19 protein-coding genes, 1 rRNA gene and 1 riboswitch are annotated in these 22,742 nt (G+C 56.5%); of the genes, 8 read left to right on the plus strand and 12 right to left on the minus strand.

Annotated features, from left to right (window positions below):
• The first annotated feature begins 44 nt into the window (after positions 1 to 44).
• Complete coding sequence (gene rpoC / locus OKF39_RS01990) at positions 45 to 4,268, plus strand: DNA-directed RNA polymerase subunit beta' (protein ID WP_028015097.1); 4,224 nt, start codon at positions 45 to 47, stop codon at positions 4,266 to 4,268.
• A gap of 58 nt (positions 4,269 to 4,326) precedes the next feature.
• Here the strand turns inward: rpoC and OKF39_RS01995 are convergent, their stop codons facing one another.
• The 10 genes from OKF39_RS01995 to OKF39_RS02040 all read right to left on the minus strand — a co-directional run bounded on the left by OKF39_RS01995 (position 4,327) and on the right by OKF39_RS02040 (position 13,077).
• Positions 4,327 to 4,644, minus strand: coding sequence for a PTS lactose/cellobiose transporter subunit IIA (locus OKF39_RS01995; RefSeq protein ID WP_008503455.1), 318 nt, complete (start codon positions 4,642 to 4,644; stop codon positions 4,327 to 4,329).
• A complete protein-coding gene (locus OKF39_RS02000; protein ID WP_010425948.1) occupies positions 4,644 to 4,952 on the minus strand; it encodes a PTS sugar transporter subunit IIB in 309 nt (102 codons plus the stop codon). Before OKF39_RS02000 ends, OKF39_RS01995 begins: the two co-directional genes overlap by 1 nt.
• A 146-nt stretch (positions 4,953 to 5,098) precedes the next feature.
• Positions 5,099 to 6,640: a sensor domain-containing diguanylate cyclase gene (locus tag OKF39_RS02005; RefSeq protein ID WP_302233244.1), complete on the minus strand. Its 1,542-nt coding sequence runs from the start codon at positions 6,638 to 6,640 to the stop codon at positions 5,099 to 5,101.
• Between the two features lie 337 nt (positions 6,641 to 6,977).
• Complete coding sequence (thiH, locus tag OKF39_RS02010; RefSeq protein ID WP_049138083.1) at positions 6,978 to 8,105, minus strand: 2-iminoacetate synthase ThiH; 1,128 nt, start codon at positions 8,103 to 8,105, stop codon at positions 6,978 to 6,980.
• The gene (thiG, locus tag OKF39_RS02015) at positions 8,102 to 8,872 is read right to left on the minus strand and encodes a thiazole synthase (protein ID WP_059357739.1); all 771 of its coding nucleotides are present in this window, start codon (positions 8,870 to 8,872) and stop codon (positions 8,102 to 8,104) included. The genes thiH and thiG overlap by 4 nt, the downstream gene beginning before the upstream one ends.
• A 1-nt stretch (position 8,873) precedes the next feature.
• Complete coding sequence (gene thiS / locus OKF39_RS02020) at positions 8,874 to 9,074, minus strand: sulfur carrier protein ThiS (RefSeq protein WP_028015101.1); 201 nt, start codon at positions 9,072 to 9,074, stop codon at positions 8,874 to 8,876.
• Positions 9,058 to 9,813: a HesA/MoeB/ThiF family protein gene (locus OKF39_RS02025; protein WP_232929589.1), complete on the minus strand. Its 756-nt coding sequence runs from the start codon at positions 9,811 to 9,813 to the stop codon at positions 9,058 to 9,060. Before OKF39_RS02025 ends, thiS begins: the two co-directional genes overlap by 17 nt.
• Positions 9,806 to 10,441 carry a thiamine phosphate synthase gene (gene thiE, locus OKF39_RS02030; protein ID WP_479983430.1) on the minus strand — a complete coding sequence of 212 codons (636 nt, stop codon included), beginning with the start codon at positions 10,439 to 10,441 and terminating at the stop codon, positions 9,806 to 9,808. Before thiE ends, OKF39_RS02025 begins: the two co-directional genes overlap by 8 nt.
• Positions 10,441 to 12,336 carry a phosphomethylpyrimidine synthase ThiC gene (thiC, locus tag OKF39_RS02035; RefSeq protein ID WP_063155695.1) on the minus strand — a complete coding sequence of 632 codons (1,896 nt, stop codon included), beginning with the start codon at positions 12,334 to 12,336 and terminating at the stop codon, positions 10,441 to 10,443. The genes thiE and thiC overlap by 1 nt, the downstream gene beginning before the upstream one ends.
• A 79-nt stretch (positions 12,337 to 12,415) precedes the next feature.
• Positions 12,416 to 12,525: riboswitch (TPP riboswitch) on the minus strand.
• Positions 12,526 to 12,579: 54 nt separating this feature from the next.
• Positions 12,580 to 13,077, minus strand: coding sequence for an Rsd/AlgQ family anti-sigma factor (locus OKF39_RS02040; RefSeq protein WP_028015105.1), 498 nt, complete (start codon positions 13,075 to 13,077; stop codon positions 12,580 to 12,582).
• Positions 13,078 to 13,172: 95 nt separating this feature from the next.
• Here OKF39_RS02040 and nudC point away from each other — a divergent pair, with 95 nt between their 5' ends.
• From nudC to OKF39_RS02070, 6 genes are all read left to right on the plus strand, one after another.
• Complete coding sequence (nudC, locus tag OKF39_RS02045; RefSeq protein ID WP_479983431.1) at positions 13,173 to 13,946, plus strand: NAD(+) diphosphatase; 774 nt, start codon at positions 13,173 to 13,175, stop codon at positions 13,944 to 13,946.
• 38 nt (positions 13,947 to 13,984) lie between these two features.
• Positions 13,985 to 15,049 (plus strand): uroporphyrinogen decarboxylase, encoded by a 1,065-nt coding sequence (hemE, locus tag OKF39_RS02050; protein WP_126300795.1) that lies wholly within the window; start codon positions 13,985 to 13,987, stop codon positions 15,047 to 15,049.
• Between the two features lie 9 nt (positions 15,050 to 15,058).
• Entirely contained in the window at positions 15,059 to 15,730 is a 672-nt protein-coding gene (gene nfi, locus OKF39_RS02055) for a deoxyribonuclease V (RefSeq protein WP_010425928.1), read from the plus strand.
• A 41-nt stretch (positions 15,731 to 15,771) separates the two neighbouring features.
• Entirely contained in the window at positions 15,772 to 16,362 is a 591-nt protein-coding gene (locus OKF39_RS02060) for a YjaG family protein (protein WP_022646712.1), read from the plus strand.
• Between the two features lie 186 nt (positions 16,363 to 16,548).
• Positions 16,549 to 16,821: a nucleoid-associated protein HU-alpha gene (gene hupA / locus OKF39_RS02065; RefSeq protein WP_002445246.1), complete on the plus strand. Its 273-nt coding sequence runs from the start codon at positions 16,549 to 16,551 to the stop codon at positions 16,819 to 16,821.
• A gap of 11 nt (positions 16,822 to 16,832) precedes the next feature.
• Positions 16,833 to 17,525: a DUF1481 domain-containing protein gene (locus OKF39_RS02070; RefSeq protein WP_479983787.1), complete on the plus strand. Its 693-nt coding sequence runs from the start codon at positions 16,833 to 16,835 to the stop codon at positions 17,523 to 17,525.
• Positions 17,526 to 17,572: 47 nt separating this feature from the next.
• On the opposite strand, the gene purD is transcribed toward OKF39_RS02070, so the two are convergent.
• Complete coding sequence (gene purD / locus OKF39_RS02075) at positions 17,573 to 18,865, minus strand: phosphoribosylamine--glycine ligase (protein ID WP_045261355.1); 1,293 nt, start codon at positions 18,863 to 18,865, stop codon at positions 17,573 to 17,575.
• Positions 18,866 to 18,880: 15 nt separating this feature from the next.
• Positions 18,881 to 20,470: a bifunctional phosphoribosylaminoimidazolecarboxamide formyltransferase/IMP cyclohydrolase gene (gene purH, locus OKF39_RS02080; protein ID WP_028015111.1), complete on the minus strand. Its 1,590-nt coding sequence runs from the start codon at positions 20,468 to 20,470 to the stop codon at positions 18,881 to 18,883.
• A gap of 562 nt (positions 20,471 to 21,032) precedes the next feature.
• Between purH and OKF39_RS02085 the strand changes: the two genes are divergently transcribed.
• A 16S ribosomal RNA gene (locus OKF39_RS02085) occupies positions 21,033 to 22,572 on the plus strand.
• Positions 22,573 to 22,742 lie beyond the last annotated feature (170 nt).

A 22,742-nucleotide genomic window follows, 5' to 3' on the forward strand; every position in this document is an offset into this window, starting at 1 on the left:
AACCCCCGGCACCGGATTGTGCTAACTCCGACGGGAGCAAATCCGTGAAAGATTTATTAAAGTTTCTGAAAGCGCAGACTAAAACCGAAGAGTTTGATGCGATCAAAATTGCTCTGGCTTCGCCAGACATGATCCGTTCATGGTCTTTCGGTGAAGTTAAAAAGCCGGAAACCATCAACTACCGTACGTTCAAACCTGAGCGTGACGGCCTTTTCTGTGCGCGTATTTTCGGGCCAGTAAAAGACTACGAGTGCCTGTGCGGTAAGTACAAGCGCCTGAAACACCGCGGTGTGATCTGTGAGAAGTGCGGCGTTGAAGTGACCCAGACTAAAGTACGCCGTGAGCGTATGGGCCACATCGAGCTGGCGTCTCCAACTGCTCACATCTGGTTCCTGAAATCTCTGCCGTCCCGTATCGGTCTGCTGCTGGATATGCCGCTGCGCGATATCGAACGTGTACTGTACTTCGAATCTTATGTAGTTATCGAAGGCGGGATGACGAACCTGGAACGTCACCAGATCCTGACTGAAGAGCAGTATCTGGACGCGCTGGAAGAGTTCGGTGACGAATTCGACGCGAAGATGGGTGCGGAAGCTATTCAGGCCCTGCTGAAGAGCATGGATCTGGAGCAGGAGTGCGAGCAGCTGCGTGAAGAGCTGAACGAAACCAACTCCGAAACCAAGCGTAAAAAGCTGACCAAGCGTATCAAACTGCTGGAAGCGTTCGTTCAGTCTGGTAACAAACCAGAGTGGATGATCCTGACCGTTCTGCCGGTTCTGCCGCCAGATCTGCGTCCGCTGGTTCCGCTGGATGGCGGTCGTTTCGCAACGTCAGATCTGAACGATCTGTATCGTCGCGTAATCAACCGTAACAACCGTCTGAAACGTCTGCTGGATCTGGCTGCGCCGGACATCATCGTACGCAACGAAAAACGTATGCTGCAGGAAGCGGTAGATGCCCTGCTGGATAACGGTCGTCGCGGTCGTGCGATCACCGGTTCTAACAAGCGTCCTCTGAAATCTTTGGCCGACATGATCAAAGGTAAGCAGGGTCGTTTCCGTCAGAACCTGCTCGGTAAGCGTGTTGACTACTCCGGTCGTTCTGTAATCACCGTAGGTCCATACCTGCGTCTGCATCAGTGCGGTCTGCCGAAGAAAATGGCACTGGAGCTGTTCAAACCGTTCATCTACGGCAAGCTGGAGCTGCGTGGCCTGGCCACCACCATCAAAGCCGCTAAGAAAATGGTTGAGCGTGAAGAAGCTGTCGTTTGGGATATCCTGGACGAAGTTATCCGCGAACACCCGGTACTGCTGAACCGTGCACCAACCCTGCACCGTCTGGGTATCCAGGCATTTGAGCCAGTCCTGATCGAAGGTAAAGCTATCCAGCTGCACCCGCTGGTTTGTGCGGCCTATAACGCCGACTTCGATGGTGACCAGATGGCTGTTCACGTACCGCTGACGCTGGAAGCCCAGCTTGAAGCGCGTGCGCTGATGATGTCTACCAACAACATCCTGTCTCCAGCGAACGGTGAACCAATTATCGTTCCTTCTCAGGACGTTGTATTGGGTCTGTACTACATGACCCGTGACTGTGTTAACGCCAAAGGCGAAGGCATGGTGCTGACTGGCCCGAAAGAAGCTGAGCGTATTTATCGCGCTGGCCTGGCCTCTCTGCATGCGCGCGTTAAAGTGCGTATCACCGAATACGAAAAAGATGCAAACGGCGAATTCGTTGCGAAGACCAGCCTGAAAGACACGACCATTGGCCGTGCCATTCTTTGGATGATCGTACCGAAAGGTCTGCCTTTCTCCATCGTCAACCAGGCGCTGGGCAAGAAAGCGATCTCCAAAATGCTGAACACCTGTTACCGCATTCTGGGTCTGAAGCCGACCGTTATCTTCGCTGACCAGACTATGTATACCGGCTTTGCTTATGCAGCGCGTTCAGGTGCATCTGTTGGTATCGATGACATGGTCATCCCAGAGAAGAAACACGAGATCATCTCTGAAGCGGAAGCTGAAGTTGCTGAGATCCAGGAGCAGTTCCAGTCTGGTCTGGTAACCGCGGGCGAACGCTACAACAAAGTTATCGATATCTGGGCAGCGGCGAACGATCGTGTATCCAAAGCGATGATGGATAACCTGCAAACCGAAACCGTGATTAACCGTGACGGCGTCGAAGAGCAGCAGGTTTCCTTCAACAGCATCTACATGATGGCCGACTCCGGTGCGCGTGGTTCTGCAGCACAGATTCGTCAGCTGGCAGGTATGCGTGGTCTGATGGCGAAGCCAGATGGCTCCATCATCGAAACGCCAATCACCGCGAACTTCCGTGAAGGTCTGAACGTACTCCAGTACTTCATCTCCACGCACGGTGCGCGTAAAGGTCTGGCGGATACCGCACTGAAGACAGCGAACTCCGGTTATCTGACGCGTCGTCTGGTTGACGTTGCGCAGGATCTGGTTGTGACCGAAGACGATTGTGGCACCCTCGAAGGTATCACCATGACCCCGGTTATCGAGGGTGGTGATGTTAAAGAGCCGCTGCGCGATCGCGTACTGGGTCGTGTGACCGCGGAAGACATTCTGAAGCCGGGCACTGCAGACATTCTGGTTCCACGCAACACCCTGCTGCACGAACAGTGGTGTGACCTGCTGGAAGCGAACTCTGTTGACTCTGTGAAAGTGCGTTCCGTTGTATCCTGTGACACCGACTTTGGTGTGTGTGCACACTGCTACGGTCGTGACCTGGCGCGTGGCCACATCATCAACAAAGGTGAAGCCATCGGCGTTATCGCGGCACAGTCCATCGGTGAGCCGGGTACACAGCTGACGATGCGTACGTTCCACATCGGTGGTGCGGCATCTCGTGCGGCTGCTGAATCCAGCATTCAGGTGAAAAACAAAGGTAGCATCAAGCTCAGCAACGCGAAGTCTGTTGTTAACTCCGCAGGCAAGCTGGTTGTGACCTCTCGTAACACCGAGCTGAAGCTGATCGACGAATTCGGTCGTACCAAAGAGAGCTATAAAGTGCCTTACGGTGCGGTTATGGCGAAAGGTGATGGCGAGCAGGTTGCCGGCGGTGAAACCGTTGCAAACTGGGATCCACACACCATGCCGGTAATCACCGAAGTAAGTGGTTTCATCCGCTTTACTGACATGATCGACGGCCAGACCATTACTCGTCAGACCGACGAGCTGACCGGTCTGTCTTCTCTGGTGGTTCTGGATTCTGCTGAACGTACTACCGGCGGTAAAGATCTGCGTCCTGCACTGAAAATCGTTGATGCTCAGGGTAACGATGTTCTGATCCCGGGTACCGATATGCCTGCGCAGTACTTCCTGCCAGGTAAAGCGATTGTACAGCTGGAAGATGGCGTACAGATCAGCTCTGGTGACACCCTGGCGCGTATTCCTCAGGAATCCGGCGGTACCAAGGACATCACCGGTGGTCTGCCACGCGTTGCGGACCTGTTCGAAGCACGTCGTCCGAAAGAGCCTGCAATCCTGGCTGAAATCAGCGGGATCATCTCCTTCGGTAAAGAGACTAAAGGTAAGCGCCGTCTGGTTATCACCCCAGTAGATGGCAGCGAGCCGTACGAAGAGATGATTCCTAAGTGGCGTCAGCTCAACGTGTTCGAAGGCGAACGTGTAGAACGTGGTGACGTGGTTTCCGACGGTCCAGAAGCGCCGCACGACATCCTGCGTCTGCGTGGTGTGCATGCTGTTACTCGTTACATTGTTAACGAAGTACAGGACGTATACCGCCTGCAGGGCGTTAAGATTAACGATAAGCACATCGAAGTTATCGTTCGTCAGATGCTGCGTAAAGCAACCATCGAAAACGCGGGCAGCTCCGACTTCCTGGAAGGCGAGCAGGTTGAATACTCACGCGTTAAGATCGCTAACCGCGATCTGGAAGCGAACGGCAAAATCGGTGCGACCTTCGCACGCGATCTGCTGGGTATCACCAAAGCGTCTCTGGCAACCGAGTCCTTCATCTCCGCAGCATCGTTCCAGGAAACGACTCGTGTCCTGACCGAAGCCGCTGTTGCAGGTAAACGTGATGAACTGCGCGGTCTGAAAGAGAACGTCATCGTGGGTCGTCTGATCCCTGCCGGTACCGGTTATGCGTACCATCAGGATCGTATGCGTCGTCGCGCTGCGGGCGAACTGCCAGCAGCACCGCAGGTTACTGCTGAAGATGCATCCGCGAGCCTGGCAGAACTGCTGAACGCAGGTCTGGGCGGTTCCGACAACGAGTAATCGTTGATGCCGTAAATAAAAAACCCGCCTCGGCGGGTTTTTTTATATCTGCATTTCTTCAATTCACTAACGGGATGCGTCGATAAAGCTCAATCATATCGCCCGCCAGATCCTGAATAACCATTGCGTTCATCAGGTGGTCCTGAGAATGAACGGTGATTAGGTTAACAGGCAGTTTCCCGGTCCCTTCGTCAAGTCCAATAAGCTGCGTCTGGATCGTATGCGCGTGCTTCACATATTCGCGGGATTCTTCCATCGCTTTTTCAGCTTCGTCAAACTCACCTTTACGCGCCATCTGCAGAGCCGTCAGGGCCGCACTGCGGGCCGCACCGGCGTTGACCAGCAGTTCCATGATTGTGGTTTCTAAGTCTTCCATTATGACTCCAGCAGTTTAAGCGCTTTTTCCAGTACGGCATCGCCTTTCATCATGCCGTAATCCATCATGTCGATCACCGCGACCTTTTTACCCAGAGGGTCGGCCTGTGCCTGCAGTTTAGCCTGCTCGTATTTGACCTGTGGCCCCAGTAATACGATGTCGGCCGTCGCGATATTGTCTTTAAACTCCGCAACCGGAACGGCTTTAATGGTGACTTCAACCCCTTTTTTCTGCGCGGCATCTTTCATACGTTGAACCAGCATGCTGGTTGACATTCCCGCTGCACAGCATAAAACGATGTTCTTCATAATCAGCCTCGATCTACATGTGTTTATTGATAATTATCCTGCGCAGAGAGCTTCAACAACCGCTTTACCGCGATTGTGTGTCAGGCATCACAAAGAAAGCGGCATTTTTCTGAAACCGGTTACAATTCTTCGAGTAACAGAGAAAGTCAGCCGACGGCAGTGCGAACAATACGGTTTTTTCCCTGCTTTTTAGCACTGTAGAGCGCGTTATCAACGCTACCTACAAATTGTTCCAGCGGTTCGAAATGCCATTCACCCAGACCCGCGCTGAACGTGACGTGCAGATTTTCTTCCCGCCATGCGCGTCTTTCAACGGCGGTGCGCCATGCGTCAAGCAATGAAAATGCGGCAGCGATCTGCTCGGCCTGGAAAATTACCGCGAACTCTTCACCACCGTAGCGATAGACCGAGACGTGGTGGGGCTGCATTATCTGGATCCCCTCGCGCGCCACGTTACGCAGGACAATGTCGCCGCTCAGGTGTCCCCACGTGTCGTTAATTGACTTGAAGTTATCAATATCAACCAGCGCCATCGCGAAAGGCTGGTGGGCATTTAATAATTCCTCCACATCGTTATCGAACGCACGGCGGTTTTTGCAGCCGGTCAGCGCATCGTGAGTGGCCTGACGAACATACGCCATCTCACGCTCTTTATTGGACTGAATGGTGCGGCTCAGCATCGCTTCCAGACGCGGCGCCTGGCTCACATCGCCCGTTTTGATCGCATTGATAATGGTCATCAACACGGTACGCGAGGCATGACGCAGATAGAGGCCGAAGAGAATGATAATGATGGCCGCCAGCGCGAAACCCCAGCCTACGATTGTCGTTTCGTGTCGGGTGATATCGGTAAGCGTTGCGCCAGAGACCCTGTAGATGACAAACCAGTCCGGATTGGTAAATGAGTAGTAGTAATACCAGGCGTCGGTTTTCTTATCGTAAAGGTGGCCTTCGCCGCTGGTCATTTTATCCATCAGCGCTTCGCTAACGTACTGTTTGAAAAGCGCGCCCGTATCAGGGTGCAGCACGACGGCGCCATCGCGTTCGACGACGAAGAATTCCCCCTGAACAGGGGCGACCATCTGACGCAGGGTGTAGCCCATTGACGTTAAGTCGAGATGAAACGCAATCGTACCTTTAAGTCGACCTTCTGGTGAAATCAACGGTTTATAGAGTGTGACCGTCGGATGACCGTTGAAGTAGTCCATATAGGGACGGGTGTAGTGGCTGAATATACTGGCTTCAGCATGGGCGACAAACCACGGACGCGTCCGGGGATCGAAGGTTTTACTCTTTTCCGTCTGGAGCACTTCCGGCGCGCGCAGATAATGTCCCTGCGTGTCTACCAGCGAGATGGATGACACGGTCGGCATCAGGTTTTGCAAATGCATCATCATCTGCAGCCCTTGCGTCGGGTTGACGTTGAGGGTCTCGTTTAGCCTGTCATCGCGTGCAAAATACATCGCGGAGCGGCCCAGGATATAGTCGTTTTCACGCAGGATTGACTCGGTGTAGTTCACCGCAAGGTTATGGGTGAAATTGCCATTAATCTTATGATAGTCCTCAAGGAAATCCTTTCGTTGTGAAAGAGTTACCACGACCGCGATCAGCGCAAAACTGCACAGAATCCCCGCGAAGCTGAGCATAATGGGTCGGGTGAAAGAGAGCTTTTTGCTGTGAAGTGCCATGAGTTGTACATCGATCCTGATGGTGAATATTTTTCGTCTGCCGATATCCTCTCAGCATAGTCGCTGTCCTGCGGTTAGCGGTGAATTATACGGAACACGATTTCAGGCGAGATGATTTATCTTAAGAATCACTAAGAAATTCCTTATCCATACTTTTGCGCCCCTCTTATGCACGGAATCGGAGGCAGGGCGAAACGAGGAAGAAGCTTTTCGCCCTGGTCAGCATCCGTTGCTGACCTGATGACAATAAAAAACCGGACGATCGCTGACAATCATCCGGTTTTACCTTTCCGTAACGCCTCGATAATTTTCTACCGTGTTGCAGTGCGTTAAATCGTCATTGCGAGGCTCTTCCCAGCCAGCTGTCCCAGTCTTTCCAGACAGGCTGTAAACCCTGTGCCGTCAGGGCGGCGGCAACGGCTTCCGGACGCCGTCCGTCATGCGGTGCAAACTGCTCAAGCTCCGGATGATCGTCTGCATACCCGCCCGGCTGCGTTTTGGAAAACGCGCTGACGTTGTTAATCGCCAGCGGGATGACGCGATCGCGAAACGCCGGAGATTCACGCGTTGAGAGCGATAACTCCACTTCCGGGGCGAGCAGGCGAAACGCGCAGATGGTCTGCACCAGCTGGCGTTCATCCATCAGCGAAGCCGGTTCAATGCCGCCTGCGCAGGGGCGCAGGCGTGGGAAGGAGATGGAGTATCGGGTCTGCCAGTAGTGCTGTTGCAGCCACAGCAGATGTTCTGCCACCATGTAGCAATCTACCCGCCAGCTATCGGAAAGCCCAATTAGCGCACCCAGCCCGATTTTGTCGATCCCGGCGCGGCCCAGCCTGTCCGGCGTTTCCAGCCGGAAGAAAAAATCCTGCTTCTTTCCTTTCAGGTGATGCCGCGCGTACGTCGCCTCGTGGTAGGTTTCCTGATAGACCATAACGCCGTCCAGCCCGAGTGTTTTTAACTCCGCATACTCGTCCTGCGACAGGGGCTGAACCTCCATCTGCAACGACGCAAACTCCCGACGTATCGCAGGCAGATGCTGGCGGAAATAGTCCATTCCCACTTTCCCCTGATGCTCGCCCGTGACCAGCAGAAGATGTTCGAACCCCATTTCACGAATAGCAGCACACTCGCGTGCGATCTCCTCTTCATCGAGCGTTTTCCGCTTGATGCGGTTGCTCATGGAAAAACCACAGTAGGTACAGTCGTTGGCGCACAGGTTCGAAAGATAGAGCGGGACGTAGAAGCTCACCGTATTGCCAAACCGCTGCCGGGTGAGGCGCTGGGCGCGCTGCGCCATTGGTTCAAGGTAGGCGCTGGCCGCCGGCGAGAGCAGGGCCATTAAATCCTCCCGGTTCAGATGACGGGCATTCAGCGCGCGCTCGACGTCAGCAGTCGTTTTGCTGTTGATGCGCAGGGCAATATCGTCCCAGTTAAGCTCGCGCCAGCGCTCGGTAAACGTGCTCATGAGATCGCCTCCAGAAAACCGGTCAGCGGGCTGGTGGCCTGTGCCTGAAAACTGCGCGAGCCGGGGCCGGACTCTCTGGCCAGTACGCCAGCCTCCACGGCGAGACGAAACGCACGCGCCATCATGACCGGGTCGTCGGCCACCGCAATGGCGGTATTCACCAGCACCGCGTCGGCCCCCATTTCCAGCGCCTGCGCGGCATGGCTGGGCACGCCGATCCCCGCATCCACCACCACCGGCACGGTCGCCTGCTCGATGATGATCTCCAGCATCGCGCGGGTTTCCAGCCCCTGATTGGAGCCAATGGGCGCCCCCAGCGGCATGACGGCGGCGCAGCCGACCTCTTCCAGACGCTTACACAGCACGGGATCCGCGCCGCAGTAAGGCAGAACGGTAAACCCCTGCTGCACCAGCTTTTCTGCGGCTTTCAGGGTCTCGATAGGGTCGGGCAGCAGCCAGCGGGCATCCGGGTGAATTTCCAGCTTCAGCCAGCGGGTACCGAGCGCTTCCCGCGCCAGCTGTGCGGCGAAAATCGCCTCCTCGGCCGTTTTCGCGCCGGAGGTGTTGGGCAGCAGCGTCACGCCTGCCTCCAGTAGCGGCGCAAGTATGGCATCGTTGTGCTGGCGCAGATCCACGCGCTTCATCGCCAGCGTCACCAGCTGGCTGCCACTTTCACGAATAGCATCCACCATCAGCTGCGGCGAGGCGAATTTGCCGGTTCCGGTAAACAGATGTGAATCAAAGACTTTATCAGCAATACGTAACATCTCAGCCCCCAGCGATAACCTGAAACAGCAGGATCTGGTCGCCTTCATTGACCTGCTGAAGTTCCCACTGCTCGCGCGGCAGGATCTGTTGATTGAGCGCCAGCGCCGTTCCCGGCTTGAGCTGGCGCAATTTGTCGAGCAGGGCGGCAACGGTGAGACCGTCGTCGCACGTCATCGGCTCATCGTTAAACAGAATGCGCATCGTGGCCTCCGCATACCGGGCAGTGGCTGGCGCGGTGTAGTGCCAGATGGCGCCAGCCGCTGGAGCGGGCGTCGAACAGCCGGAGCGTGTTGCGTTCCGTCTCCATGCCGCTGAGCAGCTTGATAGCCTCCAGCGCCTGAAGGGTACCCATCACGCCCACCACCGGGCCAAGAATGCCTGCCGTGCGGCAGTTACGCTCCGGTTCAGCCTCGTCCGGCCACAGGCAGCGGTAACAGCCCTGCGCCCACGGCGGGGTCAGGACCATTATCTGCCCACCGAACCCCACCGCGCTGGCGGTGATAAGCGGCGTATTAGTGGCCACGCAGGCGGCGTTAATCGCCTGACGCGTCGCCATGTTGTCCGTGCAGTCCAGCACCGCGTCGGCAAGGGCAACTTCACGTTGCAGCTCGTCTCCGCTAAGCCGCGTCTGGAGCGCAATCAGTTCGATATCCGGATTAAGCTGGTTAAGCCGCTGCCGGGTGATCTGCGCTTTAGGCTGGTTAACATCTTCAGTCGTGAAGAGGATTTGCCGTTGCAGGTTGCTGAGGTGCACCTCGTCGTCATCGGCCAGCACCAGCGTGCCCACGCCCGCACCGGCCAGATACAGCGCGGCGGGCGCGCCTAATCCGCCCAGGCCGACAATCAGTACCCGGCTGGCGAGCAGCTTTTGCTGCCCGTCAATGGCAATATCCTCCAGCAGGATCTGGCGGCTGTAGCGCATAAAATCGCGGTCATTCATCGCCTGCTCCTGCCAGCTGTAAAAGCTGCGCGGTGGCGGACCGCCAGTCTGCCGCCTGGGTGATAGCGCTGACGACGGCGATACTGCCGACGCCGGTCTCCAGCACCGCCGGGGCGCGTTCAAGGCTGATTCCACCGATGGCGACGGTCGGGTAATCGGCAAGGCGCTTAACGTGGCTCGCCAGCTGCGTCAGACCCTGCGGGGCAGAAGGCATCTGCTTGGTTTGCGTCGGAAAAACGTGACCGAGGGCGATGTAGGAGGGGCGGGCCGCCAGCGCCACGTCGATTTCCATATCATCGTGTGTTGAAACGCCAAGGCGCAGGCCAGCCTGGCGAATGGCGTTCAGATCGGTGGTTTCCAGATCCTCCTGACCCAAATGCACGCCGTACGCCCGGTGCTTAACGGCCAGCCGCCAGTAGTCGTTGATAAACAGGCGGGCATTGTAGCGATGCCCCAGCGCGATGGCGGCGACGACGTCGGCCTCCACCTCTTCATCACGCTTATCTTTGATGCGCAGCTGGAGGGTGCGAACGCCGGCCTCCAGCTGGCGGGCGATCCACTCCACGCTGTCCACCACCGGGTAAAGCCCTAAGCGAAAGGGCACGGAGGGGAAATCGGGCTTGTACATTACGCCTCCTCTTTTTTGAGGTAAATTTCGCCGCCTCTGGCGCGGAAGGTTTCCGACATGTCCGCCATACCGACTTCAATGGTCTGCGCGGCGGCGTAATCCCGCACCTCCTGGCTGATTTTCATCGAGCAGAATTTTGGCCCACACATGGAGCAGAAGTGCGCCACCTTGCCCGACTCCTGGGGCAGGGTTTCGTCGTGGTAGGCGCGGGCGGTAAACGGATCCAGCGCCAGGTTAAACTGGTCTTCCCAGCGGAATTCAAAGCGCGCTTTGGACATGGCGTTGTCGCGGATTTGCGCGCCCGGGTGGCCTTTCGCCAGATCCGCCGCGTGGGCGGCAATTTTATAGGTAATCAGTCCCTGCTTTACGTCCTCTTTGTTGGGCAGGCCGAGGTGCTCTTTCGGCGTCACGTAGCAGAGCATGGCGCAGCCGAACCAGCCGATCATCGCCGCGCCAATCCCGGAGGTGAAGTGGTCGTAGCCCGGTGCGATATCTGTGGTCAACGGCCCCAGAGTGTAGAACGGCGCTTCGTGGCAGTGCTCCAGCTCCTCGGTCATGTTGCGGCGGATCATCTGCATCGGCACGTGGCCCGGGCCTTCAATCATCACCTGCACGTCATACTCCCAGGCGATTTTAGTCAGCTCGCCCAGGGTGTGCAGCTCGGCAAACTGCGCCTCGTCGTTGGCGTCGCGGATGGAGCCAGGACGCAGGCCGTCGCCCAGCGACAGGGAGACGTCGTACGCGGCGCAGATCTCGCAGATCTCGCGGAAGTGCTCGTAAAGGAAGTTTTCCTGATGATGGGACAGGCACCATTTCGCCATGATGGAGCCACCCCGCGAGACGATGCCGGTCAGACGTTTCGCCGTCATCGGCACGTAGCGCAGCAGCACGCCCGCGTGGATGGTGAAGTAGTCCACGCCCTGTTCCGCCTGCTCCAGCAGCGTGTCGCGGAACGCTTCCCAGGTGAGGTTTTCGGCGATGCCGTTGACCTTCTCCAGCGCCTGATAAATCGGGACGGTGCCAATCGGCACCGGGCTGTTACGCAGGATCCACTCGCGGGTTTCGTGGATGTAGCGGCCAGTGGAGAGGTCCATCACCGTGTCCGCGCCCCAGCGCGTGGACCAGACCAGCTTTTCCACCTCTTCTTCGATGGATGACGTCACCGCCGAGTTGCCGATGTTGGCGTTAACCTTCACCAGGAAGTTGCGGCCGATAATCATCGGCTCCGATTCCGGGTGGTTGATGTTGGCGGGGATAATCGCGCGCCCGGCGGCCACTTCGTCACGCACAAACTCCGGCGTGATGTTCTCCGGCAGGCGAGCACCAAAGCCTTCACCCGGATGCTGGTGGCGCAATATTTCGCTGCGGATGCGCTCGCGGCCCATGTTTTCGCGGATGGCGATGAACTCCATCTCCGGCGTGACGATACCCTGGCGCGCGTAGTGCAGCTGGGTTACGCATTTGCCCGCTCTGGCACGTTTTGGCGTCAGCAGGCCGGTAAAGCGCAGCTCGTCCAGACCGTCGTCGGCCAGGCGTTCTTTGGTGTACGCAGAGCTGCGCACGCTCAGTTCTTCGCAGTCGTTACGCGCGTCAATCCACGGCTGGCGCAGCTTTGCCAGACCTTGCTGGACGTTGATAGCAACATCAGGATCGCCGTACGGGCCGGAGGTGTCGTATACCGGCACGGCTTCGTTGTCTTCATATTGGGGGTTCTCTTTGCTGCCGCCGATAAGAGTCGGGCTGAGCTGGATTTCGCGCATCGGCACGCGGATATCGGCCTGTGAACCGGTGATGTAGATGCGTTTCGAGTTCGGGAAAGCGGTGCCTTCCAGGGTGTCGATGAAGTGTTGGGCCTGTGCACGCTGTTCGCGGCGGGTCAGTTTTGTTGTAGACATAGCTCATTCCAGAAGTGAAGGACATGGCTTGTCAGACGACGGATGAAGCAAGAGGAGATCGCCCCAGGGGCGATACAACAGCAGCGTGACTCTTGTTCCCTTCGCAGGTATTAACCTGATCAGGTTCCGCGGATCCCGAATTAACGGTCTCAGCCCGTGCTTACACACTGGGCACTCCGACAAGAAAAATCCCCCTCCGCAGAGGGGCGACTGGTTGTAAATTACTCGTTAACGGTTAAGAACTCAAGCAGGGCGCGCAACGTTATCGCTGCTGCTGATATTCAGGTTGTTATCCAGTACGAGGGCGATGAGCTTATCTTCCAGCGTGAATCGCTCTTCCAGCGCTTCGCCCAGGTCGGACAGCGCCTGCTGGAACTCAAGATAGTTATCGTGATCGATGGCGTTCTCGAGTGTGGAATCGTAATAGTCCATGATCTGCTGGGTATTGGCTTCCAGCTGCGGACAGAGTTTGCTGGCCGCTAAATACGGCGTTGTCCCTTCCATTTCGCGGATAATGCGTTCATAAATGTTGAAATGGCCGTCGGAGAGGTAGTCGACAAGGCTCTGACAAAAATCATCCAGCGCTTTTTCGTTCAGCCGCATAAAGGATTCTTTGCCAGGCTTAAGACCGACCAGATTGTAATACGCCACAAGGAGATGCTTGCGCACATGTAGCCAGCGATCCACCAGGGTGTTACTTCCTCCAACGCGCTCAGTCAGGCTTTCCAGCTGGTTTAACATGGTCGACTCCATAAGGTTTAGAATGGGATCTGCTTATCCAAAATGTAACCACAATGCTAACAACATGTCAGTGAAGCGAAGGTAGTGCAATAGATATGGATCGTATTATTGAAAAATCAGATCTGGGTTGGTGGATCGTCAGCCACGAACAAAAATTATGGCTGCCCTCAGGAGAGTTGCCCTACGGTACCGCGGAAACGTTCGATCTGGTGGGCCAGCCCGCGCTGAAGATCGGCGAGTGGCAGGGCGATCCCGTGTGGTTGATCCAACAGGCGCGCCGTCAGGATATGGGATCCGTACGTCAGGTGTTAGATCTGGACGTCGGCCTGTTCCAGCTGGCGGGGCGCGGCGTACAGCTGGCGGAGTTTTACCGTTCGCACAAATATTGCGGTTACTGCGGCCACACCATGCACCCAAGCAAAACCGAATGGGCGCTGCTCTGCGGCCACTGCCGTGAACGCTACTACCCCCAAATCGCGCCGTGCATCATCGTCGCCATCCGCCGTGATGATTCCATCCTGCTGGCGCAGCATACCCGTCATCGCAACGGCATTCATACCGTCCTCGCCGGGTTCGTCGAAGTCGGCGAAACGCTGGAGCAGGCGGTGGCGCGCGAGGTGATGGAGGAGAGCAGCATCAAGGTGAAGAACCTGCGCTACGTGACCTCCCAGCCGTGGCCGTTCCCGATGTCTCTGATGACCGCGTTTATGGCGGAATATGACAGCGGCGAGATTGTTATCGACCAGAAAGAGCTGCTGGAGGCGAACTGGTACCGCTACGACAATTTACCGCTGTTACCCCCTCCGGGAACGGTGGCGCGTCGCCTGATAGAAGATACCGTGACAATCTGTCGGGCCGAGTATGAGTAGTGTTACACTGACGGACTGACGCAATAAGGAACTGCAAAATGACCGAACTGAAGAACGATCGTTATCTGCGTGCGCTGCTGCGCCAGCCCGTTGATGTCACCCCGGTGTGGATGATGCGCCAGGCGGGACGCTATCTGCCAGAGTACAAAGCCACGCGCGCGCAGGCGGGCGATTTTATGTCGCTGTGCAAAAACGCCGAGTTGGCCTGTGAAGTGACGCTCCAGCCGCTGCGCCGCTTCCCGCTGGATGCCGCCATTCTCTTTTCGGACATTCTTACCATTCCGGACGCGATGGGCCTGGGGCTCTATTTCGAAACCGGCGAAGGCCCGCGCTTTACCTCGCCGATCAAAAGCAAAGCCGACGTCGATAAGCTGCCGATCCCCGATCCGGAAGGCGAACTGGGCTACGTGATGAACGCCGTGCGCACCATTCGCCGCGAGCTGAAGGGCGAAGTGCCGCTGATTGGCTTCTCCGGCAGCCCGTGGACGCTGGCCACCTACATGGTTGAAGGCGGCAGCAGCAAAGCCTTCACTATGATTAAAAAGATGATGTACGCCGAACCGCTGGCGCTGCATGCGCTGCTCGACAAGCTGGCGAAGAGCGTTACGCTCTACCTCAATGCGCAGATTAAAGCGGGTGCGCAGTCGGTGATGATTTTCGACACCTGGGGCGGCGTGCTGACCGGACGCGATTATCAGCAGTTCTCCCTGTACTACATGCACAAAATCGTCGATGGCCTGCTGCGTGAATACGACGGTCGCCGCGTGCCGGTGACGCTGTTCACGAAAGGCGGCGGCCAATGGCTGGAAGCGATGGCGGCCACCGGCTGCGACGCGCTGGGCCTCGACTGGACCACCGATATTGCCGATGCGCGCCGTCGCGTGGGCGACAAAGTGGCGCTACAGGGCAACATGGATCCGTCCATGCTCTATGCTCAGCCTGCCCGCATCGAAGAGGAAGTGTCGACTATACTGTCTGGTTTCGGCCAGGGTGAAGGCCACGTCTTTAACCTCGGCCACGGCATTCATCAGGATGTGCCGCCTGAACACGCAGGCGTATTTGTGGAGGCGGTGCATCGGCTTTCTGCCCAGTATCACAAGTAAGGAGTGGTTATGGATCTCGCGTCGCTACGCGCTCAGCAAATCGAACTGGCTTCATCGGTGATCCGCGAGGATCGTCTGGATAAGGATCCCCCGCAGTACATTGGCGGGGCGGACGTCGGGTTCGAGCAGGGCGGTGAAGTGACGCGGGCGGCGATGGTGGTGCTGAAATACCCGTCGCTGGAGCTGGTGGAGTACAAGGTGGCGCGTATCGCCACCACCATGCCCTATATTCCCGGCTTTCTCTCCTTCCGCGAATACCCCGCGCTGCTGGCCGCGTGGGAGCAACTCTCGCAAAAACCTGACCTCCTGTTTGTTGACGGGCACGGTATCTCCCATCCGCGTCGCTTAGGCGTCGCCAGCCACTTTGGTCTGCTGGTGGACGTGCCGACCATCGGCGTGGCGAAAAAACGCCTGTGCGGCGCGTTTGAGCCGCTTTCTGCCGAACCGGGCGCGCTGGCGCCGCTTATCCATAAAGGCGAGCAGTTGGCGTGGGTCTGGCGCAGTAAAGCGCGCTGTAATCCGCTGTTTATCGCCACCGGGCACCGGGTGAGCATGGACAGCGCGCTGGCGTGGGTGCAGCGCTGCATGAAGGGCTATCGGTTACCGGAGCCAACCCGCTGGGCTGACGCCGTTGCCTCTTCACGTCCGGCATTCATTCGTTGGCAGGAAATTCAGCCGTGATTCAGGTAAACTGCGGCTAATTTTCGATTCGAGACATCATCATGTTACAAAACCCGATTCATCTGCGCCTTGAGAAGCTGGAAAGCTGGCAGCACGTGACGTTTATGGCTTGCCTGTGCGAGCGCATGTATCCCAACTATGCCGCGTTCTGTAAGCAAACGGAGTTTGGCGAAGGCCAGATTTATCGACGTATCCTGGATTTGATCTGGGAGACGCTGACGGTGAAAGACGCAAAGGTGAACTTCGATTCACAGCTCGAAAAGCTGGAAGAGGCGATCCCGGCGGCGGACGATTACGACCTGTACGGCGTTTATCCGGCTATCGACGCCTGCGTGGCGTTGAGCGAGCTGATCCACTCCCGTCTGAGCGGTGAAACGCTGGAGCACGCCATTGAAGTCAGTAAGGCATCCATCACGACCGTCGCGATGCTGGAAATGACGCAGGAAGGCCGTGAAATGACCGACGAAGAGCTACGTGCTAATCCGGCGGTTGAACAGGAATGGGATATTCAGTGGGAGATTTTCCGCCTGCTGGCAGAGTGTGAAGAGCGTGATATTGAGCTGATCAAAGGGCTGCGCGCGGACCTGCGTGAGGCCGGTGAGAGCAATATTGGTATAATTTTTAACCAATGAGACAACAAAACGTGATTTAACGCCTGTTTTGTCGCACCTCGACTCTTCCCTTCTGCCCCCCGTCTGGTCTACATTTGGGGGGCGAAAAAAAGTGGCTATCGGTGCGTGTATGCAGGAGAGTGCTTTTTTGGCATTTTCGTCGCACTCGATGCTTAGCAAGCGATAAACACATTGAAAGGATAACTTATGAACAAGACTCAACTGATTGATGTAATTGCGGACAAGGCTGATCTGTCTAAAGTGCAGGCTAAAGCTGCTCTGGAATCTACCCTGGCTGCTATTACTGAGTCTCTGAAAGAAGGCGATGCTGTACAACTGGTTGGTTTCGGTACCTTCAAAGTGAACCACCGCGCTGAGCGTACTGGCCGCAACCCGCAGACCGGTAAAGAAATCAAAATCGCCGCAGCTAACGTGCCGGCATTTGTTTCTGGTAAAGCACTGAAAGACGCAGTTAAGTAAGACGCGTGGCAGTGAACAGTTTTAACGAAGGGGCGGCAACGCCCCTTTTGTCATTCTGGCGTGGCACGCTCGCGCTGGCAGGCGTACTGTTGCTGTCTGCCTGTAGCCATCATTCCTCACTCCCCCCGTTTACCGCCAGCGGCTATGCTGACAACCAGGGCGCGGTCAGGATCTGGCGCAAAGATTCCAGCGATGAAGTCCATATGCTTACCGCGTTCAGCCCGTGGCATAACGGCAACACCTCGACCGCAGAGTACCGCTGGCAGGGCGATGCGCTATCGCTGATTGAACTGAACATCTACAGCAAGACCCCTGAACACGTGAAGGTGCGTTTCGACGACCACGGCGAGCTGAGCTTTATGCAGCATGAAGTCAGCGGATTGAAACAGCAGCTTTCCAGCGATCAGGTCGCCCTTTACCGCTACCGCGCCGAACAGCTCCGTCAGACCAGCGACGCGCTGCGCCAGGGCCGCGTGGTGCTGCGCCAGGGCCGCTGGCATGCCGATGGCACGGTGACCACCTGCGAAGGGCAGACCGTAAAGCCTGAGCTTGAATCCTGGGCAACCGAACACATTCAGCGCCGTCAGCGGCATTCGTCTATGGAAGTGAGCGTGGCGTGGCTTGAGGCGCCGGAAGGCTCTCAGCTGCTGCTGGTGGCGAACGAAGACTTCTGCACCTGGCAGCCGACAGAGAAAAGTTTTTGATTTAAGTTCCCTCTCCCTTGAGGGAGAGGGTCAGGGTGAGGGGGAAATTACTCCCCCTGCTCCCGCGCAATAGCACGATAACCGATATCCTGACGGCTGAAGCTGCCGTTCCAGTGAATATCCGCCATCAGCGCATAGGCGCGTTTCTGCGCTTCTGCCACGGTCTGGCCCAGCGCGGTCGCACACAGCACGCGGCCGCCGTTGGTGAGCACGCGGTCATCGTCAGCCAGCTTCGTACCGGCGTGGAACACCTTCGCGCCGTCAATCTCTTCCAGCGGCAGGCCGTGGATCTCATCTCCGGTGCTGTAGTTCCCCGGATAGCCACCTGCAGCAATCACCACGCCCAGAGACGCACGCTCGTCCCACTCTGAGGTTTTCTCGTCCAGCTTGCCTTCGCAGGCCGCCAGACACAGATCCACCAGGTCGGATTTCATGCGCAGCATGATGGGCTGGGTTTCCGGATCGCCGAAGCGGCAGTTGAATTCAATCACCTTCGGGTTACCCTGCTTGTCAATCATCAGGCCCGCGTAGAGGAAACCGGTGTAGGTATTGCCTTCCGCCGCCATGCCCTTCACGGTAGGCCAGATGATGCGATCCATGGTGCGCTGATGCACCTCATCGGTAACCACGGGAGCAGGGGAGTAAGCGCCCATCCCGCCGGTGTTGGGGCCGGTATCGCCATTGCCAACGCGCTTGTGATCCTGGCTGGTGGCCATCGGCAGAACGTGCTCGCCGTCGACCATTACGATAAAGCTCGCCTCTTCGCCGTCGAGGAACTCTTCGATCACGATTCGGTGGCCCGCGTCGCCAAAAGCGTTGCCTGCCAGCATATCCTGAACGGCCGCTTCGGCTTCTTCGAGCGTCATCGCCACGATAACGCCTTTCCCGGCGGCCAGACCGTCGGCTTTGATGACAATCGGAGCGCCTTTTTCACGCAGGTAAGCCAGCGCGGGCTCGACGTCGGTGAAGTTCTGATACTCCGCCGTCGGAATGTTATGACGCGCGAGGAAATCTTTGGTGAAGGCTTTGGAGCCTTCCAGCTGTGCGGCACCTTCCGTTGGACCGAAGATTTTCAGGCCCGCAGCGCGGAAGGCGTCAACCACGCCAATTACCAGCGGCGCTTCCGGGCCGACGATGGTCAGATCGATGTTCTCGGTCTGGGCAAAGCTCAGCAGCGCCGGGATATCGGTCACGCCGATAGCCACGTTCTGCAGCGCGGGTTCCAGTGCGGTACCGGCGTTACCCGGTGCCACGAAGACAGTTTTAACCTGCGGAGACTGCGCCGCTTTCCACGCCAGAGCGTGCTCGCGCCCGCCGTTACCAATCACTAATACTTTCATTTTCTGCTCCGGGAATTAATGGCGGAAGTGGCGCATGTCGGTGAAGATCATTGCGATGCCGTGTTCGTCGGCAGCGGCAATCACCTCGTCGTCGCGGATAGAGCCGCCAGGCTGGATCACACAGGTGATGCCCACCGCAGCCGCAGCATCGATACCGTCACGGAACGGGAAGAAGGCGTCAGAGGCCATGGCGGAGCCTTTCACTTCCAGGCCTTCGTCACCTGCTTTAATACCCGCGATTTTCGCAGAGTAAACGCGGCTCATCTGGCCTGCGCCTATCCCGATGGTCATGTTCTCTTTGGCGTAAACAATGGCGTTAGACTTCACAAACTTCGCCACTTTCCAGCAGAACAGTGCGTCACGCAGTTCCTGTTCGGTTGGCTGACGTTTGGTCACCACGCGCAGGTCGGCTTCTGTCACCATACCCAAATCGCGATCCTGAACCAGCAGACCGCCGTTCACGCGCTTGAAATCCAGGCCCGGCACGCGCTCCGCCCACTGGCCGCAAACCAGTACGCGCACGTTCTGTTTCGCCGAGGTGATTTTCAGCGCTTCTTCGGACGCGGATGGCGCGATGATCACTTCGACAAACTGGCGGGAGATAATGGCCTGCGCGGTCTCGGCATCCAGCTCGCGGTTGAAGGCAATAATGCCGCCGAATGCGGAGGTCGGGTCGGTTTTGTAGGCGCGATCGTAGGCATCCAGAATAGAGGTGCTTACCGCAACGCCGCACGGGTTGGCGTGCTTGACGATAACGCAGGCCGGCTCGCTGAACTCTTTCACGCATTCCAGTGCGGCGTCGGTGTCGGCAATGTTGTTATAGGAAAGGGCTTTGCCCTGAACCTGCTGTGCGGTCGCAACGGAGGCTTCCTTGACCTCTTCTTCTATATAGAAGGCAGCCTGCTGGTGGCTGTTCTCACCGTAACGCATATCCTGCTTCTTAATGAAGTTCAGGTTCAGGGTGCGCGGGAAGCGGCCAGAAGGATCTTTGCTTTCACCGTGGTAGGCAGGAACCAGGCTACCGAAGTAGTTGGCAATCATGCTGTCGTACGCGGCGGTGTGTTCGAACGCCTTAATCGCAAGGTCGAAGCGGGTTTCGAGAGTGAGGGAGCCGTCGTTAGCATCCATCTCATTAATAATGGCGCTGTAGTCGCTGCTCTTCACCACGATGGCCACATCTTTATGGTTCTTCGCCGCGGAGCGCACCATGGTTGGGCCGCCGATATCAATATTCTCAACCGCATCTTCCAGAGAGCAGCCTTCGCGGGCGACGGTCTGGGCAAACGGGTAGAGGTTAACAACAACCATATCGATAGGCGCGATATCATGCTGTTCCATAATGCCGTCGTCCTGACCGCGACGGCCCAGAATGCCGCCGTGCACTTTCGGATGCAGGGTTTTGACGCGTCCATCCATCATTTCCGGGAAACCGGTGTAGTCGGACACTTCGGTTACCGGCAGACCTTTATCTGCTAACAGGCGAGCGGTACCGCCTGTAGAAAGCAGCTCCACACCGCGTGCGGAAAGTGCCTGAGCGAATTCGACGATACCGGCTTTATCAGAAACACTGAGCAGAGCGCGGCGGACTGGACGACGTTGTTGCATGGTAAATCCCCTGGATTTCACGATTACAGAGAGCGTTAGATGAATTTTCCAGCGAAAAACTCATCTAACACACCTGACGAGGCCTCCTTGTTAAGCGCGAGCATTTTAACGAAAACGTTTGCGCAACGCTCGCATATTTTCACTTTTTCGAAGCGCTGTGGATAACTCTGTGTGTAAAAGGGTATAAGGCGGGGTTTTGCTGGGGAATGCAGCAGTCAGTCATTTTTCTGTCATTTAACGGTTGCGGCCCGCGGAGAACTCCCTATAATGCGCCTCCATCGACACGGCGGATGTGAATCACTTCACAGTTAACCCGGTCGGTTGAAGAGAAAAAATCCTGAAATAACGGGTTGACTCTGAAAGAGGAAAGCGTAATATACGCCACCTCGCAACGGTGAGCTGAAAGCCGCGTTGCAACTGCTCTTTAACAATTTATCAGACAATCTGTGTGGGCACTCAAAGTGACATGGATTCTTAATGTCTTCGGACAATAAATGAATACCAAGTCTCTGAGTGAACATACGTAATTCATTACGAAGTTTAATTCACGAGCATCAAACTTAAATTGAAGAGTTTGATCATGGCTCAGATTGAACGCTGGCGGCAGGCCTAACACATGCAAGTCGAACGGTAGCACAGAGAGCTTGCTCTCGGGTGACGAGTGGCGGACGGGTGAGTAATGTCTGGGAAACTGCCTGATGGAGGGGGATAACTACTGGAAACGGTAGCTAATACCGCATAACGTCGCAAGACCAAAGAGGGGGACCTTCGGGCCTCTTGCCATCAGATGTGCCCAGATGGGATTAGCTAGTAGGTGGGGTAACGGCTCACCTAGGCGACGATCCCTAGCTGGTCTGAGAGGATGACCAGCCACACTGGAACTGAGACACGGTCCAGACTCCTACGGGAGGCAGCAGTGGGGAATATTGCACAATGGGCGCAAGCCTGATGCAGCCATGCCGCGTGTATGAAGAAGGCCTTCGGGTTGTAAAGTACTTTCAGCGGGGAGGAAGGTGCTGAGGTTAATAACCTCAGCAATTGACGTTACCCGCAGAAGAAGCACCGGCTAACTCCGTGCCAGCAGCCGCGGTAATACGGAGGGTGCAAGCGTTAATCGGAATTACTGGGCGTAAAGCGCACGCAGGCGGTCTGTCAAGTCGGATGTGAAATCCCCGGGCTCAACCTGGGAACTGCATTCGAAACTGGCAGGCTAGAGTCTTGTAGAGGGGGGTAGAATTCCAGGTGTAGCGGTGAAATGCGTAGAGATCTGGAGGAATACCGGTGGCGAAGGCGGCCCCCTGGACAAAGACTGACGCTCAGGTGCGAAAGCGTGGGGAGCAAACAGGATTAGATACCCTGGTAGTCCACGCCGTAAACGATGTCGACTTGGAGGTTGTGCCCTTGAGGCGTGGCTTCCGGAGCTAACGCGTTAAGTCGACCGCCTGGGGAGTACGGCCGCAAGGTTAAAACTCAAATGAATTGACGGGGGCCCGCACAAGCGGTGGAGCATGTGGTTTAATTCGATGCAACGCGAAGAACCTTACCTACTCTTGACATCCAGAGAACTTAGCAGAGATGCTTTGGTGCCTTCGGGAACTCTGAGACAGGTGCTGCATGGCTGTCGTCAGCTCGTGTTGTGAAATGTTGGGTTAAGTCCCGCAACGAGCGCAACCCTTATCCTTTGTTGCCAGCGGTTAGGCCGGGAACTCAAAGGAGACTGCCAGTGATAAACTGGAGGAAGGTGGGGATGACGTCAAGTCATCATGGCCCTTACGAGTAGGGCTACACACGTGCTACAATGGCGCATACAAAGAGAAGCGACCTCGCGAGAGCAAGCGGACCTCATAAAGTGCGTCGTAGTCCGGATTGGAGTCTGCAACTCGACTCCATGAAGTCGGAATCGCTAGTAATCGTGGATCAGAATGCCACGGTGAATACGTTCCCGGGCCTTGTACACACCGCCCGTCACACCATGGGAGTGGGTTGCAAAAGAAGTAGGTAGCTTAACCTTCGGGAGGGCGCTTACCACTTTGTGATTCATGACTGGGGTGAAGTCGTAACAAGGTAACCGTAGGGGAACCTGCGGTTGGATCACCTCCTTACCTTAAAGAACCTGCCTTTGCAGTGCTCACACAGATTGTCTGATGAATGATGAACTTCTGAATGTACTTTTGAGTGCATTAAGAAGTTTTGCTCTTTAAAAATCTGGATCAAGCTGAAAATTGAAACGACACATCTTTAATGGTGTGTTCGAGTCTCTCAAATTTTCGCA

This window comes from Enterobacter cloacae complex sp. HYC042_NIDB (genome assembly GCF_056673315.1).